The 16,717-nt window shown below is 72.6% G+C and carries 16 protein-coding genes; 6 read left to right on the top strand and 10 right to left on the bottom strand.

The features are described from left to right. Positions 1-26: 26 nt before the first annotated feature. From FB453_RS06110 to FB453_RS06090, 5 genes are all read right to left on the bottom strand, one after another. Positions 27-1,379 carry an aminotransferase-like domain-containing protein gene (locus tag FB453_RS06110; RefSeq protein WP_145788213.1) on the bottom strand — a complete coding sequence of 451 codons (1,353 nt, stop codon included), beginning with the start codon at positions 1,377-1,379 and terminating at the stop codon, positions 27-29. A gap of 3 nt (positions 1,380-1,382) precedes the next feature. Beyond that, complete coding sequence (locus tag FB453_RS06105) at positions 1,383-2,486, bottom strand: alpha-hydroxy acid oxidase (RefSeq protein ID WP_145788211.1); 1,104 nt, start codon at positions 2,484-2,486, stop codon at positions 1,383-1,385. Next, positions 2,479-3,456 (bottom strand): alpha/beta hydrolase, encoded by a 978-nt coding sequence (locus FB453_RS06100; protein WP_145788209.1) that lies wholly within the window; start codon positions 3,454-3,456, stop codon positions 2,479-2,481. The genes FB453_RS06105 and FB453_RS06100 overlap by 8 nt, the downstream gene beginning before the upstream one ends. Positions 3,457-3,463: 7 nt before the next feature. After that, a complete protein-coding gene (locus FB453_RS06095; RefSeq protein ID WP_145788206.1) occupies positions 3,464-4,675 on the bottom strand; it encodes a cytochrome P450 in 1,212 nt (403 codons plus the stop codon). Between the two features lie 68 nt (positions 4,676-4,743). Next, positions 4,744-6,021 (bottom strand): SGNH/GDSL hydrolase family protein, encoded by a 1,278-nt coding sequence (locus FB453_RS06090; RefSeq protein ID WP_145788929.1) that lies wholly within the window; start codon positions 6,019-6,021, stop codon positions 4,744-4,746. Positions 6,022-6,334: 313 nt separating this feature from the next. Here FB453_RS06090 and FB453_RS06085 point away from each other — a divergent pair, with 313 nt between their 5' ends. The 3 genes from FB453_RS06085 to FB453_RS06075 are packed head-to-tail and all read left to right on the top strand — an operon-like array spanning position 6,335 to position 10,079. Next, complete coding sequence (locus FB453_RS06085) at positions 6,335-7,894, top strand: AMP-binding protein (RefSeq protein ID WP_145788204.1); 1,560 nt, start codon at positions 6,335-6,337, stop codon at positions 7,892-7,894. Next, positions 7,891-9,114: an MFS transporter gene (locus tag FB453_RS06080; protein WP_145788202.1), complete on the top strand. Its 1,224-nt coding sequence runs from the start codon at positions 7,891-7,893 to the stop codon at positions 9,112-9,114. Before FB453_RS06085 ends, FB453_RS06080 begins: the two co-directional genes overlap by 4 nt. Before the next feature lie 41 nt (positions 9,115-9,155). Continuing rightward, positions 9,156-10,079: an aminoglycoside phosphotransferase family protein gene (locus FB453_RS06075; protein WP_145788200.1), complete on the top strand. Its 924-nt coding sequence runs from the start codon at positions 9,156-9,158 to the stop codon at positions 10,077-10,079. Between the two features lie 21 nt (positions 10,080-10,100). Here FB453_RS06075 and FB453_RS06070 read toward each other — a convergent pair whose 3' ends face one another. Further along, positions 10,101-10,676, bottom strand: a complete 576-nt coding sequence (locus tag FB453_RS06070) for a hypothetical protein (protein ID WP_145788198.1) — start codon at positions 10,674-10,676, stop codon at positions 10,101-10,103. Positions 10,677-10,897: 221 nt separating this feature from the next. On the opposite strand from FB453_RS06070, the gene FB453_RS34790 reads away from it, so the two are divergent. Genes FB453_RS34790 through FB453_RS06060 form a run of 3 tightly spaced genes read left to right on the top strand, consistent with a single transcriptional unit; the run spans position 10,898 to position 12,561 of the window. Beyond that, positions 10,898-11,230 (top strand): hypothetical protein, encoded by a 333-nt coding sequence (locus FB453_RS34790; RefSeq protein ID WP_486480174.1) that lies wholly within the window; start codon positions 10,898-10,900, stop codon positions 11,228-11,230. Continuing rightward, complete coding sequence (locus tag FB453_RS06065; RefSeq protein ID WP_486480173.1) at positions 11,227-11,838, top strand: hypothetical protein; 612 nt, start codon at positions 11,227-11,229, stop codon at positions 11,836-11,838. The genes FB453_RS34790 and FB453_RS06065 overlap by 4 nt, the downstream gene beginning before the upstream one ends. Positions 11,839-11,877: 39 nt before the next feature. After that, entirely contained in the window at positions 11,878-12,561 is a 684-nt protein-coding gene (locus FB453_RS06060; protein ID WP_145788196.1) for an SGNH/GDSL hydrolase family protein, read from the top strand. 68 nt (positions 12,562-12,629) lie between these two features. On the opposite strand, the gene FB453_RS06055 is transcribed toward FB453_RS06060, so the two are convergent. From FB453_RS06055 to FB453_RS06040, 4 genes are read right to left on the bottom strand one after another with little or no spacing between them, the layout of a single operon-like run. Beyond that, the gene (locus tag FB453_RS06055; protein WP_186718079.1) at positions 12,630-13,988 is read right to left on the bottom strand and encodes a hypothetical protein; all 1,359 of its coding nucleotides are present in this window, start codon (positions 13,986-13,988) and stop codon (positions 12,630-12,632) included. Beyond that, entirely contained in the window at positions 13,985-14,953 is a 969-nt protein-coding gene (locus FB453_RS06050; protein WP_145788194.1) for a transketolase C-terminal domain-containing protein, read from the bottom strand. The genes FB453_RS06055 and FB453_RS06050 overlap by 4 nt, the downstream gene beginning before the upstream one ends. A gap of 1 nt (position 14,954) precedes the next feature. Next, on the bottom strand, positions 14,955-15,929 hold the full coding sequence (locus FB453_RS06045; protein WP_145788192.1) for a thiamine pyrophosphate-dependent dehydrogenase E1 component subunit alpha: 975 nt from the start codon (positions 15,927-15,929) through the stop codon (positions 14,955-14,957). Further along, positions 15,926-16,717 carry a DUF3050 domain-containing protein gene (locus tag FB453_RS06040; protein ID WP_145788189.1) on the bottom strand — a complete coding sequence of 264 codons (792 nt, stop codon included), beginning with the start codon at positions 16,715-16,717 and terminating at the stop codon, positions 15,926-15,928. Before FB453_RS06040 ends, FB453_RS06045 begins: the two co-directional genes overlap by 4 nt.

Raw genomic sequence — 16,717 nt, 5'->3', positions numbered from 1 at the left:
CATTGCCATCCCATGAACGCGGTGTGTCAACCCGCCCGGCGCGTCACCTCGTCGGTGATCAGCGCCGCGAGGCGATCCAGCCCGACGTCGATCTGCTCCGGTGTGACAGCGCTGACCGACAACCGCAACGCGTGGACCGGCGCGGTGTCGTCGTAGAAGTGCGCCATCGGCGTCCACAGCACCCCGTAGTCGCGCCCCGAGCGGTCCAGCAACGCGTCGTCGACCGGGAACGGCACTGTCACCACCACGAAGAACCCACCGGCCGGCACTGTCCAACGCACCGCGGGCCGGTCCGACTGACCGGCCTGGTCCAGCTGGTCCGGCAGAGCCGGGAAGCGCCGGGCGAGGCCCGCCACCAGGTGGCGCAGATTCCGGGTGTACGCGGACCGCTCCCGGGTGTTCGCGGCCACCAGGCTGCATCCGTGCTCCAGCAGCCGGCCGCCGATCACCGCCTGCGCGATGGGCGACGTGTTCACAGTGACCATGCTCTTGATCATGGCGAGTTGGTCGGCGAGCGGGCCGACCCGGCCGCCGGGGCCGGCCACCCGCTGGTCGGCGACGACGTACCCGACCCGTGCGCCGGGGAGCACGGTCTTGGCGAACGAGCCGAGGTAGACGACCCGCCGGCCGGTGTCCAACGCCTTCAGGGTGGGCGGTCGCGGCCCGTCGTCGCTGTGGAACAGACCGTACGGGTTGTCCTCCAGCAGCAGCAGATCCTCCCGCGCCGCCAGGTCAAGCAACCGTTGCCGGTGGGCGGTGTCGATGCTGACCCCGGAGGGGTTGGCGAAGTCCGGCATCAGATAGCAGGCGCGTGGCCGCAGCCCCGCAGCCCGGGCCCGGTGCACCTGGGCGGTCAGGTCGGCCAGGTCGACCCCGGCCGACCCACCGGCGACCGGCCACACCGGCAGGTCCACCAGCCGGGCCGCCCCGGTCAGCCCGACGTAGGTCGGGGCGACAGCGAGCAGCACATCCGCCGGCCCGGCCCGCAACGCCCGCAGCACCAGGAACATGGCCTCCTGGCAGCCGACGGTCACCACCACGTCCTCCGGGTCGACGGTGATCCCCTCGTCGACCCGGAGGTTGCGGGCGATCAGATGGTGCACGATGCCCTTGGTCCGGCCGTACTGGAGCAGCAGCCGCCGGGCCTGCTCGGGTCGGTGCCCCAGGTCGTCGACGAGGTGCCGGTGGAAGGTGTCCAGGTGCCGGTGCACCGCCGCGAGGTCGAAGAACTCCTCGTACGGCCGGCCGGCAGCGAGGGACACCGCCGCCGGGTAACGCTCGGACACCTCGTTGAGAAAGTTCATCGAGGTCAGCGCCGGATCGCCCAGCGCGGGGTGCAGGTCGGCGACGAGCAGGTCGACCGGTTCGGCGACGCTCACCCCTCAGCCCACCCCGAGGGTGCGCAGCTCGCCGGCCGACAGCACGTCGGCGCAGCCGGCCAGGGTGAGCGCGTCGGTCAGCTCGGCGACGAGCAGCCCCAACGCGTCCCGGGCGGCCGGTTCGCCACCGGCGGCCAGCGCCCAGAGCAGCGGCCGGCCGACCAGCACCCCGGCCGCACCCAACGCCAGCGCCCGCAGCACGTCGGTGCCGCACCGGATGCCGCTGTCCAGCAGCACCTGGCAGTCGCCCCCGACCGCGTCGACGACCTCCGGCAGCATGGTGACGCTCGCCGGTGAGCCGTCCAGTTGCCGCCCGCCGTGGTTGGAGACGACCACCGCGTCCGCGCCGACCCGTACCGCCTCGGTCGCGTCGCGCGGATCCAGCAGCCCCTTGACCACCAGCGGCAGGTCAACCTGCTCGCGCAGCCACCCCAGGTCCGCCCAGCGCAGCGCCGGCGCGAACGACGCGGCGGTGTGCGCGGCGATCGCGGACACCCCGGGGGCACCGGAGTGCGCCAACGCGTCGCGACCGTCGGGGAGGTTCGCGGCGACCACCTCGGCCGGCAGCCGGAACGCGTTGCGCAGGTCCCGGGGACGTCGGCCGAGCACCGGGACGTCCACGGTGACCACCAGCGCCCGGCACCCGGCCGCGACGACCCGGTCCAGCAGGTCGCGGACGAGCGCCCGGTCGCGCAGCCAGTAGAGCTGGAACCAGACGTCCGCGCCCGCCCCGGTGACCTGTTCGATGGGGGTGCTGCCCAGCGTGCTGGCCAGGTACGGGATTCCGGCCGCGCCGGCTGCCGCCGCCAGACCCAGCTCTCCGTCCGGGTGCACCAGCCGCTGGTACGCCATCGGCGCCACCCCGACCGGCATGGCGTACCGACGGCCGAGCAGGTGGGTGCCGAGATCGACGGTGTCCACCCCGCGCAGCACCCGGGGCAGCACCGCGACCCGGTCCAGCGCGCGACGGTTCGCGGCGAGGGTCACCTCCGACGCGCTGCCGCCGGCCAGGTAGTCCCACACGTCCGGCGGCAGCACGGCCCGGGCCCGCTCGGCGTAGTCGGCGAGCGACACGGCCGGCAGGTCGGCCAACACCCGCTCACCCATCGCCCGACCCCGGGCCCGTCGCGGCATCCGGCTCGGCCGGCTCGTCCGGCAGCCCGAAGCGCTCGCGGAGGAAGGCCGCCGCGCTTTCCTGCGCGCGCCGACCGTCGGTGAAGGTGCCGGGCATGGCGAAGAACCCATGGATCATGCCCGGGTAGTGCTCCAACCGGGTGGACACACCAGCGTCGCGCAGCCGCTCGGCGTACCGCTGCCCCTCGGCGCACAGGGGATCCAGTTCGGCGGTGATCACGAACGCCGGCGGCAACCCGGACAGGTCGTCGGCGAGCAGCGGCGAGGCCAGCGGATCCTTCGCCTGCGCCGGGTCGGCCAGGTAGTGCGTCCGGTACCAGGCGACCGAACGGCGGTTGAACAGCGCCGGGTCGTCGTCCCCGGCCGGTTCGCCGCTCTGGTCGGTGTTCGGGTAAACCAACAGCTGCGCGGCGAGCGGCGGACCGTCCGTACGGCTGAGCACTGTGACCGCGGCGGCCAGGTTCCCGCCGGCGCTGTCCCCACCCACCGCCAGCCGGGTCGGGTCCACACCCAGCTCGTCGGCGTGCCGGGCGATCCACGAGGTGGCGGCGTGGCAGTCGTGCACCGCCGCCGGGAAGGGGTGCTCCGGGGCGAGGCGGTAGCCGACGGTGATCACCTGACAGGGCACAGCGTTGGCCAGGCGCCGGCAGATGCCGTCGGCGGTGTCGATGCTGCCGAGCGTCCAGCCGCCGCCGAAGAAGTACAGCAGTGTGGGCAGCGGATCCGACCCGGTCGGTCGGTACACCCGCAGCGGCAGCTCCCCGGCGGGGCCGGGGATCCGCTCGTCGCGTACCTCGGTCACCGGCTCGACCGCGCCGCTGCCGGCGCGGATCGCGGCCAGGTCCGCGGCGCGCGCCTCGGACAGGGTCTGTGCGTACAGCGGCGGGGTGCCGGCCGCGGCACGGGCCGCCCGGTAGGCCGCCACCTCCGGGTGCACTGCCATGTCGCTCCTATCCACCGGCGCTGACCAGCAACGTGTCGATGCCGCGCAGGAACAGGCTGCCGCTGTACGTCGGCGTCTCGGTGACCGTCAGCGCGGGGAACCGGGCGAACAGCCGGGGCAGTGCGAGGCGACCCTCCAACCGCGACACCGCCGCGCCGAGGCAGAAGTGCGGGCCCACCCCGAAGGCCAGCGACGGGGGGCCGGAACGGGTCGGGTCGAAGGTGTCCGGGGCCGGGAAGCGGGCCGCGTCCCGGTTGGCCGCCCCGATCATGATCAGTACGTTGTCGTCAGTGGCGACCGGCACGCCGTGCAGCACGGTGTCGGCCGGCGCGGCGCGGGCCAGGAAGTGCACGGGGCTCGCCAACCGCAGCACCTCGTCGACGCAGCCCTGCGCCAGCGTGGCGTCGGTGGGCAGCGCCGCGACGGTCTGCGGGTGGGCCAGCAGCAACGGCAGCCCGTTGCTGAACATGTAGACCGTGGTGACGAAGCTGGCGTTGAACAGCACGATCAGGTTGCTGACCAACTCCTCCTCGGTCAGCTCCACCTCCCCGGAGTCGAGCGCCTCGACCAACGCGCTGAGCAGGTCGTCCCCGGGCACACGGCGGCGGTGCCCGAGCAACTCCCGGTAGAAGGCCCGTAACTCCCGCGCGGCGGTGTTGGCCGCGGCCAGCCGCTGCGGGGTCTTCCCCGCCACGTCCAGGAACTCGTCGATCCACTCCACCCGCTCGCGGTACCACGGCAACTCGGCGGCCGGGATGCCGATGAACTCGGCCATCACCAGGGCCGGGATCGGGTACGCGAAGTCGGCCACGAAGTCGACAATGCCCTCCCCGGCGTCCGCCATCCGGTCCAGCAGCTCGTCGACTACCCGCAGGATCACCGGTTCCAGCGCGCCGAGCCGGCGCGGCGTGAAGGTACGGGAGAAGACGTGCCGCATCCGGGTGTGATCGGGCGGGTTCACGAACATCATCGAGGTCTGGAAGGTCCGCAGGATCTCCTGCTCCTCCCAGCCCGGCGGCGGCTGTTTCGTCCACTCCGGATCGCGCAGCAACCCGTCGACGAGGTCGTAGCCGACCGCGACGGCGGCCACCGTCCGGTGCTCGGCGCGCGCCGGCACCGCGCTGATCGGGCCGAGCCGGTGCAGGTCCGCGTACCACGGGTACGGGTCCTGTCTGCCCTCCTCGCTGTACAGGCCGGTGAGTATCTCGTCCACGTCCACGGCCAACTCCTCCCCAGGATGTCGGTGACCCGGGGGCAGCGGGGATCACCCGCCGCCCCCGGCCCATGTCACAGGTCGAGCAGCCGCAGCGGCACGGCGTTTGCCAGTGCCTGGTTGCCGGCGTCGTTCGGGTGGATGTGGTCCCCCGAGTCGTACGCGGGCAGCAGCTGGCTGGGCCGTGCCGGGTCGCGCAGCACCCGGTCGAAGTCGAGCAGCCCGTCGAACTCCCGACTGCCGCGCAGGTACGCGTTCACCGCCTGGCGGGTGGCCTCCTTCTGCGGCGTCCACACGCCCGGCGCGCCGTGCCCCTCGTACGGCGTCAGCGTGGCCACCAGGCTGGTCAGCCCGCGCTGCTGGAGCTGCTGGTTGATCTGCCGCAGCGTGCCGATGATCGCCTCGGGTGTGTCGTTCGACATCCAGATGTCGTTGATGCCCAGGTGGGTGACGACGGTACGCACCCCGGTCTGGCCGAACACGTCCTCGTTGAGCCGGGCCGCCGCGTTCGGGCCGAGCTGGTGGTAGCCCGGGTAGTTGCCGTCGCCCGGCTCGGTGCCCTCGTGGTTGAGCCGGTTTCCGGCCAGGCTCAGGTTGAGCACGCCCGGGGTGCGCCTGTCCGGCCGGTCGGCGAGCAGCCGGTCGGAGAGCAGGTCGGGCCAGCGCCGGTTGGCGTTGACGGTGCTGCCGTTGCCGTCACCGATGGAGTCGCTGAGCACGACCAGCGCGCCGGGGCTGCCCTTGCGCTGCACGTCGACTCCGGAGAGGAAGAACCAGCAGCAGGTCGGACGGATGGTGAACCCGGTGCCCTCGGCCGTCCCGGTCAGATCCCCGGCGCCGATGAAGTTGGCCTGCTGGGACTGCCCGTGGAACGTGGTCGGGCCGGTCGGCGTCGGGAAGTGCACTGTGACCACCAGGTCGCTGTCGTCCGCGACAGGGAAGGCCAACGGGTCGCTGAGCAGTTCGGCGCCCCGGTTCATGGTCACCGTGGTGGCACCGGTGAACGTCAGCGGGCGTACCGACGCGGCGTCGATGTCGGAGAGGTCGTCGGGGGTCGCGGTGTTCGGCCGGGCGACGGTGGCGCGGCCGACACTGACCGCCTGCTCGCCGTAGAGGTTGCTCAGGCGGACCCGCAGCGCCGGGCCACCCACGGACACGTGCACGATCATCCGGACGCTCTGGTCGTTGAGGCCGGTGTTGGTCAACCCGACCGAGTTGCCCCGGGTGACAGCGGCGGCCCAACTGCCCGCCCACTCGGCGCGGTCGGGTCGGCTGGCGGCGGTGCCGGACGGACCGGCGCTGGCGACGACGGCGGGTGCGCCGGCGATCAACAGCGCGGCCGCAGCGGCGATGACAGGCCATCTCTTCGGGGTTGCCGTTGCCATGGAACCTCCATCGTGTGGCAGCCCAGGGCCGTCCGCTGACGGCGCCCGCCTGGACGATGGTCCAGAAACCTAGCCGCCGCCGCTGACGGGCGTCAATCAACCTGATCGACGCGATCAAATGTCCGGCGGGCCGCTCGGACCGCCCGTCGGCACGGTTCCGACCAGCCGTTTCCCGCCTAGGCTTCCAGGCGGCGGCGGTGCGGTCGCCCAAGCGCGCCACCGTCGCGTCGTCACCGGGAGCTGCCCGGGGACCGCCGCTTTCTCGGATGGGGGCTGCCGGATGACTGACGGACCCGGGCACACCACTACCTACGTGCACAGGGTGTTGGACCTGTTCGCCGAATTCGGCGACCGGGAGGCGTTGGTCGGCGCCGATCGGCGACTCACCTACACCGAGGCCGCCGCGCGGGTCCGGGCGATGGCCGCGACGTTGACCCGGCACGGCGTACGGCCCGGGTCGGCGGTGCTGGTGACCGTCGCGAACGCGGTGGAGGGTCCGCTGCTGCAACTCGCCCTGCATCTGCTCGGCTGCCGGACGATGTGGGTCGCCCCGGTGACCGCGCGCCGGGAGGTCGACGAGTTCATCCGGGTGGCCCGTCCGGACGCCCTGGTCTACGACGCCCGGGACCGGGCCAGTCTGGGCCCGGAGCTGGTCGCCTCGCTGCCCGGCACACCGGTCTGCTGTCTGGGCGCGGGTGGCGCCGGCCCCGACCTCACCGCCGACACCGACGTGGCGGAGCTGCCGGCGTCCGTGCCGGCGCCCGAGTCGTTCCTGCAGACCAGCGGCACCACCGGCAGCCCCAAGCTGGTGCACCACCGGGAGAGTTTCTACGCCCAGATCCTCGCCCTGGCCGCCGACTTCCGCGCCGCCGGGTTCCCGTTGCTGCGGCACCTGTCGCACTCTCCGATGTGGCTGGCCAGCGGGCAGATCACCACACTGTTCAACCTGTTCACCGGCGGGGTGCTGTTCCTGCGCGACGACTGGGACCCGGTGGCCTTCGTGGACACCGTGCAACGGGAGCGAATCAACTCGACCTTCGTCACCCCGCCGATGCTCTACGAGGTGTTGGACCACCCGGCGCTGGTCGGCGCGAACTTCTCCGCCATGTTCATGTTCAACGTGGGCGCCGGGCCCGCCGCGCCCGCCCGGCTGCGCCAGGCCATCGCGCGGTTCGGTCCGGTGCTGCGCATCGTGTACGGCCTCAGCGAAGCGGTCGTGATCACCGCGCTGCCCGGGCTGACCGATGATCCGGAGCACCCGGAACGGTTGCGCTCCTGCGGGCGGCCCTACGGCGACGTCCGCGTCGAGATCCGCGACGACGACGGCGCGGTCCTGCCGACGGGCCGCGACGGCGAGGTGTGGGTGCGGACCAGGCTGAGCTTCGCCGGCTACCACGGTCAGCCCGAGCTGACCGCGCAGACGCTCGTCGACGGGTGGGTGCGGACCCGCGACATCGGCCACCTCGACGACGACGGCTACCTCTACCTCGTCGACCGGGCACACGACATGATCGTCACGCATCGCCGGAACTGGGCAATCTTCTGCCGTCCCATCGAGGACGTGCTGGTCGGGCACCCCCAGGTACGGGCCGCCGCCGTGATCGGCGTGCCGGACGAGACGGTCGGCGAGGTGCCGTACGCGTACGTGGTGCTCGGGCCGGGCGCGACGGTCACCGGGGCGGAACTGATCGACCTGGTGACCGCCGAACTCAACGAGATGTGGGCACCGGCCGCTGTGGAGTTCCTCGACCGGCTGCCGGTGAACCGGTCGATGAAGGTGGACAAGCGGGCGCTGCGGGCACGGCACGCGGCCCGTCGGGCGGCGGCGGTCGGGGCGTGACCCCCCGCCGGCAACTGGTCGTCCTGGTCAGCGCGGACCTGATCTCCAACCTCGGCACCCGCATCTCGGTGGTGACCATCCCGTGGCTGGTGCTGGTCACCACCGGCAGCCCCACCAAGATGGGCCTGGTCGCGTTCGCCGAGACCCTGCCGTACCTGCTGTCCAGCGCATTGGGCACGCCCTGGGCGGACCGGATCGGCCTGCGCCGTACCTCGATCCTCTGCGACGCGGGCAGCGCGGTGGTGATGGTCGTCGTGGCGCTGACCCCGTGGTTGGGCTTCGTCCCGCTGGTGGCGCTCGTCGCCGTGGCCGGCGCGCTGCGGGGCATCGGGGACCGGGTGAAGCACGTGATGTTCCGGCCAGCCGCGGAGGCCGCCGGAGTGCCGCTGATCCGGCTGACCTCCGCGTACGACGGGCTCAGCCGGGTGGTGACCTTGTTCGGCGCCGCAGTGGGCGGCCTGCTGATCGCCGTCTTCGGGGTGACCGAGGCGATCCTCATCGACGCGGCCAGCTTCGGGGTCTGCGCGCTGCTCATCGGCGTCCTGGTCCGTCCGCCGGCCGTCCCGACGCAACCCACCCAGCCGGAAAGTTACCTGCGCGCCCTGCGGGGTGGCTTCAGTTACCTGGGCCGGGACCGTCCGCTGCTCGGCATGCTCGCCGTCATCTCGGCGCTGAACATGGTCGCCAACGCCAGCGTGGCCGTCTACATCCCGGTCTGGGTCGCCCGGGAGCTGCCCGGCCCGAGCGGTCTCGGCCTGGTGTTGGCGGCGTTCTCGGCGGGCGCGCTGCTGGGCAACCTGGTGTTCACCGCGCTCGGGCCCCGGCTGCCCCGGGGGCTGACGTTCCTGGTCGGCGCGCTGGTCGCCGGCACGCCCCGGCTGGTGGCGCTGGCGATCAGTGACGAGCTGCCGGTGGTGCTCGTGGTGACGTTCCTGTCCGGAATCGGCATCGCGGCGGTCAACCCGCTGCTCGGGGTGGCGCTCTACGAGCGGGTGCCGCCGGAGTTGCAGACCCGGGTGATCGGCATCGCCGGTTCGTTGGCGTTCGTCGGGTTGCCGGTCGGCGCGCTGCTCGGCGGCTGGTCGGTGGACGCGCTGGGATTCACCCCGGCCCTGCTGACCATGGCCGCGGCGTGCCTGGTGATCACCGCGTACCCGCTGCTGAACCGGACGTCCGGCCCGGAGACACCGGTGCGGCCCGCCCCCGTCGCCACCCGGTAAACCCGTTGCAGGCCCTGCCCGGCTGCCGCAGGCTCGCACGGATGAGCGCGCAACCGCCGCCAGGCGTCCCAGGGGCAAACGATGCCCTGGCCGACCGGATCGACGTGGCACTGGTTCGCCGGCTGGTGGCCGAGCAGTTCCCCCCGTGGGCGGATCTGCCGGTCCGCCCCGTCGAGGTCGACGGCTGGGACAACCGCACGTTCCACCTGGGCGAGGAGATGAGCGTGCGGCTGCCCAGCGGTGCCGGGTACGCCCTCCAGGTCGCCAAGGAGCAGCGCTGGCTGCCGGTGCTCGGGCCACAGTTGCCGGTCGAGGTGCCGACCCCACTCGGCCACGGCCGGCCCGGGGCGGGATACCCGTACCCGTGGTCGGTCTACCGGTGGATCGACGGGCGGACCGCCCACGCTGAGCGAATCGACGACCTGACCCGGTTCGCCACCGACCTCGCCGCCTTCCTGCGCGCCCTACGCGGCGTGGACGCCACCGACGGCCCGGCGGCCGGCCCGCACAGCGCCTGGCGGGGCGGCCCACTGTCCATCTACGACGCGGAGACCCGGGCGGCGATCGGGACGCATCGTGACCGGGTACCCGTCGACGTCGTCACCGGCATCTGGCAGGCCGCCCTCGACGCCACCTGGACCGGGCCGGCGGTCTGGTTCCACGGCGACGTCGCGGACGGCAACCTGCTGGTCCGCGACGGCCGACTCGCCGCCGTCATCGACTTCGGCTGCTCCGGCGTGGGCGACCCCGCATGCGACACCGTGATCGCCTGGACCCTGCTGCACGGCCTTAGCCGGACCGCCTTCCGCACCGCGCTCGGTCTCGACGACGCCGCCTGGGCCCGAGGACGAGGTTGGGTCCTGTGGAAGGCGCTGATCACCCTGGACAATGGGGACCCGGCCAAGGCCGAGTGGGCCGGGCGCGTGCTCGGCGAACTTCTCGCCGAGCACGGCGTGGCCCGCTGAAGCCGTACCGGTTGAGGCCCGTCAGCGCCCGGCGGCAGCCGGGGTGGCGTGTTCGGTACGGCAGCGTGGGCAGCGCAGTCGCGCCCCTGCGGCCGTCCGGGGCACCCGGAGGCGCTGACCGCAACCGCAGGTCACCACCGGGGCCGACGCCCGTAGGTATTCGTCGCGCTCCCGGCGTGGCCAGCGGCCGTGGCAGCGGGCGCACCACTTCGGCGGGTAGCTGTGGTAGTGCGCCAGGCCGAACGCGCCCGCGATCATCAGCGCGGCGGGGATCAACAGGCCGAGCGGCGCGAGCAGCGCTGTCGGCACTCCGCCGACGCCGTCGGAGACCAGCACGGCGACCACAGTGAGCACGACCACCGGCACACCGAGCACTGTGAACCCGAAACCCCAGGCGAAGGCCAGCAGGGACGGCAGGAACATCCACATGCCGCCTGGCGCCCAGCGGCGGACCCCGTACCCGCCGCAGCGCGGGCAGTTCGGCGAGGCGCGGTGTGGCACCGACCGCAGCGCCTTCGGCGCCAGCCACTGAACAAGAAGCTTGAGGATCTCCTCGACCAGTTTCGTCGCGAGGGCCTGAAGGAACGAACCGAGCATGCAGTCACTCCCCTCGCCGATGGATTCTGCCGTCGGCCCACCACCCATCGTGGGCGCTGGGTGCCAACAGCCCATCCCAGCGCGCCGACGCCGCGTCGTCCAGGACGCCAATCCGACAGCGCCCGTGCGTTGTTCGTCGGACGTTCGGTTGATGGTCGCCCGGGCGTCGGCAAGGGCTGGCTAGCGTCGATCGTCGTCATCACACCTGGAGGCCGCCGCGTATGACGTCGTCACCCACCCGCCGCCGCACCGCCGAGGTCACCGCCGTACACCGGATCGGCGACAGCGCGCCGCACAGCGCGTTCACCGACCTCATCCGGTACGCCGGAAGCTGGTTCTGCGCCTTCCGGGAGGCCCGCACCCACCTCAGCGACGACGGCGTGCTCCGGGTGCTGACCTCGACCGACGGTCGGTCCTGGACCTCCGCGACCGTCATCGCGCAGGCCGGCACCGACCTGCGCGACCCGCGCTTCGTGGCGCGCCCCGACGGGCGGCTGCAACACTGCTGGCGGCGGCCGCCACCGGCGCGGCCACCAAGACGTTCCAGACGGTGACCTGGCTCTCCACCGACGGGCACGCCTGGGGCGATCCGACCCCGGTGGGCGAGCCGGGCGTCTGGGTGTGGCGGGCGGCCTGGCACGACAACGCGATGTACGGCGTCGGCTACGCCACCCGGGAGCCGAGGTTCGCCCGGCTCTACCGCAGCACGGACGGTGTGGACCTGCGGCAGTGGGTGCCGACGCTGTTCGAGGACGGGTACCCCAACGAGTCCGGTCTGGTCTTCGCCCCGGACGGCACCGCGCTCTGCCTGCTGCGGCGGGACGCGGCCACCGCGAGCGCCCAGCTCGGCACTGCCGTGCCGCCGTACCGGGACTGGACCTGGACGGATCTGGGTGTCCAGGTGGGCGGGCCGACGCTGCTCCGACTGCCGGACGGGCTGCTGCTGGCCGGGGTGCGGCTGCACGACGGCGAGGTGCGCACCGCGATCTGCGTCGTCGACCCGGACCGGGGCGAGCTGACCGAGCTGGTCGCGCTGCCGTCCGGCGGCGACACCAGCTACCCCGGCCTGGTCTGGCACGACGACCTGCTGCGGGTGAGCTACTACTCGTCGCACGAGGGGCGGACCTGTGTCTACCTGGCCGAGGTCAGCCTGACCGGCTGAGTCTGGCCCGGCAGCCCGACGGTCGGCTAGCGTGCCGGCATGCCATCGACGCTCACCGAATCGACGGACCCGTACTGTCTGCGCCCTGGAGAGGCCACCGAACTGCTGCACGGGCACCAGTGGCGGCGGTTCGTGGCGCTCGGCGACAGCGTCGTGGAGGGCATGTGTGAACCGACACCGGGCTACCCGGACGTGCAGTGGGTCGACCGGGTCGCCGCCGAGCTGACCGCCGCGCGCCCCGAGCTGGCGTACCGGAATCTGGGTCGACGCGGGCTGCGCGCGCACCAGGTGCGGGCCACCCAGCTCGCCCCGGCGCTGGCCTTCGCACCGAACCTGGCGCTGGTCGTCTGCGGCGGCAACGACGCCTTCCACCCGGGGTACGACGCGGAGGCGGTGGACGCCGAGCTGGCCGCGATGATCACCGCGCTGCGCGACGTGGGCGCCGACGTGATCACAGTGGGCATGTTCGACGTCTCGCACAGCCCAGCGGTGCCCGAGCACCTCCGGCCCGGCCTGGGCGAACGAATGCGCCGCCTGTCGGCACACACCGCAAGCCTGGCCGAGCGCCTGGACACGATCCACGTGCACCTGACCGACCATCCCCTGACGGCCGACCCCACCCTCTACAGCACCGACGGCCGCCACGGCAGCGCCCGCAGCGACGCCATAGCAACGGCCCAAACCCTCCGCACCCTCTCCCGCCGACTCCCCCCACCCCGGTGATCAAGAGGTTTGCGTCAGGAAGCTGGCGTGTCCTGACCGAAACCTCTTGATCACCGGGGCGGGCGCGGTCAGTCGGTCAGGAGGATTCCGGTTAGGAGGACACCGTGGGCCAGGTTGAGGACTCCGTCGCAGCCGGGGTAGCCGACCCTCGCCAGACCGCCGGAGGCGTGCCGGCCGAACAGGTACGGGGCCAGGGAGTACGGGACGTCGGCGGTGACCGTCTCACCCGTCTCGATCTGGACGAAGTCCATCGACACCCGGTCGGTCGGCAGGTACTCCTGGAGGATCGCGCCGCCCTGGTCGACTGCGGCCCGCACACCGTCGGCCCAGTCCGCCGCGCTCAGCTCCGGGCCGAGCAGCACACCGTGCCCGGCCGAACCGTCGGCCGGCTTCGCCACCAGCGTGGCCTGCTCGGCGATGGCCCGGTCGAGCACCGCGGCGGTCAACGGCACCGTGTACGGCACGTGCCGGCGGATCAGTGCCTGGTCGTCGGCGGGCAGCCCGTCCACGTCCTCCCACAACCAGCCGAACGTGATCTTGTTGCCGAGCAGCCAGGCCGCCGCCGACACGAACATCGGGAGGGTGCCGGCGGCGAGGGCCACGGCCACCGCGTCCAGACCGGCGGTCGGGGTGACCCGGTTGGGCACGAACAACCGGAACAGCGCGTCGACCGGGGCGCCGTCGACGACCAGGCGGTTGTCGGCGTCCAGAGTGGCGGTGGCGACCGGGGCGATGACCAGGTCGATGCCGAAGTCCCGGGCCCGTACGGCGAGGGGGTCGAGGATCCGAATGAACGTCTGCGGGTCGTCGAGGCCCGGGTAGTCGCCGTCGAAGTCCATCAGCAGCGCCACCCGGGCGCCCTCGGGCAGCCGCAGTTCCTCGCGGATCGCCACGAACCGCTGGTCCAGCAGCGACGGCGCGGCCCGCACCGGCAGGTCGTCGAGGATGCCGTGCTCCCGGTAGAGGCCCGCGTACCGCTGGATGACGGTGTCGGCGTCGAACCCGCCGCCGAGGCTGCTGTCGATGTTGTACTCGACGAACTTCGGCACCCCGGCAGAGAAGATCACGTCCGGGCGGTACGCGGCCAGCAACGCCTCGGTCAGCGGCTCGGCCTCGTCCAGCAGCCGGGTCTCCCCCGCCGGTACGCCGAGCAGCCGGCGCAGCTCACCGGCAGTGCCAGCCCGCCGGCGGCAGGCGTCGAGGTTGAGCTGGGCGAGCCGGTCGCAGACCTCGTTGAGTTCCCGCCAGGCTTCGGCGGTGAGCACCGGGGGGCGGGCCAACCGCCACTGCTTGTTGTAGGTGGCCCGGCCGTGGAAGACCTGCTCCCAGGCCGCCGCCCCACTGGCCACCATGGCCCGACGGGCCGGCTCCGGAAGGTCTGTCCAGGCCCGGTCGGCCGCCGGCCACTGATAGTTCGGGTCGATCATGATCCGTCCTTCATGGTCAGGTGGATGGCGGTGGCGAGCTGGTCCCGGCCGGGCTGGACGGCCCGGTCCAGTGCGGGGGCGAACGGCAGCACCGCCCCGTCCGGTCGGGTGACCCGGCGCGGCGGGGCGAGCAGCCGGACCCGCTCCACCACGCTCGCGATGATCTCGGCGGCCATCCCGCAGGAACGGTTGGCGTCGTCGAGCACCACGAGGCGTCCGGTGCGGGCCACCGACTCGGTCAGACCGTCGATGTCGAACGGGTACAGGGTGCGCGGGTCGAACACCTCCATAGAGACCTGGTCGGCCAACTCCTCGGCGACGGCGAGCGCGTCGTGCACCAGGTGCCCGATCGCGACCACTGTCACGTCGTCGCCGAAGCGGTGGATCCGTCCCCGGCCCAGCGGCACCGGTGCCAGGTCGTCGACGTCGTCGCGTACGTCCATCGCGCCGGCCGGCGCGAACACCACCACCGGGTCGTCGTGGCGGATCGCGGTGACCAGCAGCCCGTACGCGTCGGCCGGGGTGGCCGGCACGACGGTGACCACGCCGACGTGGGCGAAGAGGCTGTACGGGTGGTCGGAGTGCTGCCCGGCCCACCCGGTACGCGAACCGGAGCCGGGCACCAGGTAGGTGACGGGAACGCGGCACTGCCCGCCGGTCATCAACGGGAACTTGTGCGCGTGGTTGACGATCTGCTCGAAGACCAGGAACAGCAGCGACGGGATCTGGAACTCGATCACCGGCCGCAGCCCGGCCAGCGCCGCCCCGGTGGCGAAACTGGTGAACGCCTGCTCGGACAGGGGCGTGTCGCGGACCCGTTCGGTGCCGAACCGCTTGGCCAGGCCGGTGGTCACCAGCGACGCCCCGACCTGGACGTCCTCGCCGAGAAGAAACACCGCATCGTCGCGAGCCAACTCGTCGCCGAGGGCCCGGGTCAGTGCGCGGCGGTACGACAGTCGGGGCACCTCAGCCACCTCCGGTGCGGGCGGCCAGGCCGCTGGCGTACAGGTAGGTCAACGCGTCGGCCGGGTCGGGTTCCGGGCTGTTCAGGGCGAACCGCACCGCCTCGTCGAGGGTCGCCTCGACCTCGGCGTCCACGGCGGCGCGGTCGGTGTCGGTGAGGCGATCGCCCTGGATGCGCACCGGATCTCGGGCCCGACCACGGCTCACCTCGTCGGGTGGGCGGTAGTCGTCGAGGCGTACCGCGTGTTCGAAGGTGTGGTGAACGTCGAAGCGGTAGGTCCGGGCCTCGATCAGCTCAGGACCGCCGCCGGCGCGCATCCGGTCGACGGCGGCGCACGCGGCGACGCGTACCGTCTCGGGGTCCTGGCCGTCGACCTGGACTGCCGGGATGTCGAACGCGGCGGCCCGGCCGGCGATGCTGCCGGCCACCGCGCCGGCGACCGGCATGGTGGTGGCATAACCGTTGTTCTCACAGACGAACAGCACCGGCACCCGCCACAGGGCGGCCAGGTTGAACGCCTCCAGCAGCATCCCCTCGTTGACCGCTCCGTCGCCGAAGAAGCTCACCCCGACGGTGTCGCGGCCCCGGCGGCGGTGGGCCCAGACCGCGCCCGTGATGATCGCCCCGGAGGCGCCGACGATCGCGTTGGCACCGAGCACACCGATGCTCAGGTCGGCGGCGTGCATCGAACCGCCCCGGCCGGCGTTGAGGCCGGTGACCCGGCCGCACAGCTCGGCGAGCATCCGGGCCGGGTCGGCCCCGCGGGCCAGGACGTGCCCGTGACCGCGGTGGGTGCCGGCAAGCACGTCGTCGGCGTCCAGCGCGGCGCAGACGCCGGCGGCGATCCCCTCCTGACCGAGGTACGGGTGGATGCCGCCGACGATCTGCCCGCCGTGGACCAGCTCCACCGCCCGTTCCTCGAACCGGCGGATCAGCCGGACCGTGCGGTAGAGCCGGACCGGGTCGGCGTCGGTCACGCGGGCCCCTTGATGGCGGCCAGGATGTCGTCCCAGAGCCGGGCCCGGGCGGCGAGGGCGGTGTTGACCGTATCGGCACACTCCTGCCACTTGCTGTCGTCGTCGCCGCACAGGTCGGCGAGCATCTGCATGGCCATCGGGGTGTGCTGTTCGCCGTCGACCTCGATGTGCCGGTGCAGGTAGTCGACGAAGGTGTGCAGCCGGTTGCTGTGCTCGTTGACCGTGACGACCTGGGTGAACATGTCCGGGATCAGGTCCTCCCGGCCGAAGGCGAAGGCCGCCGCCTGGCAGTGCACCGGGGTGGACTCGATGATGTGCCAGGTCGTCGCGGCGAACCTCGCCGACGCGGCCGGCACCCCGGCCTCGGCGAGCGCCTCGGTGACCGGTCGGCCGGCGCGCAGCAGGTCGACCAGCGTGTTCACCGCAGTGGTGTCCGCGCCGGCCTCGGCCATGCCCTGCACGTACAGCTCGAAGTGGCTGATGTAGCCGCCGCCCAGCTCGTCGCTCTCCTCGACCATGACGATGTCGTTGATGAGGCGGCGGCTGCCTGTCGGGCCGGTCGGGATCCACGGCACTGTGACGCAGGTCAGTTGCCGTTGCAGCGACTTCAGCAGGGACATGAAGTCCCAGACCGCGAAGACGTGGTGCTGCATGAAGGTGACCAGCGCGTCGTGGGTGTCGAGGTTGGCGTAGAGCGGATGCTTGACCACGGCGTCGCGCCGGTCGGTCACCGCCTGCTCCAACCGTTCGATGCCCGGGTGCGTCTTACCCCAGTCGTACCGTGACAT

The organism is Micromonospora sp. CNZ322 (genome assembly GCF_007827755.1).
This window is presented reverse-complemented; position numbering and strand designations above follow the sequence as displayed.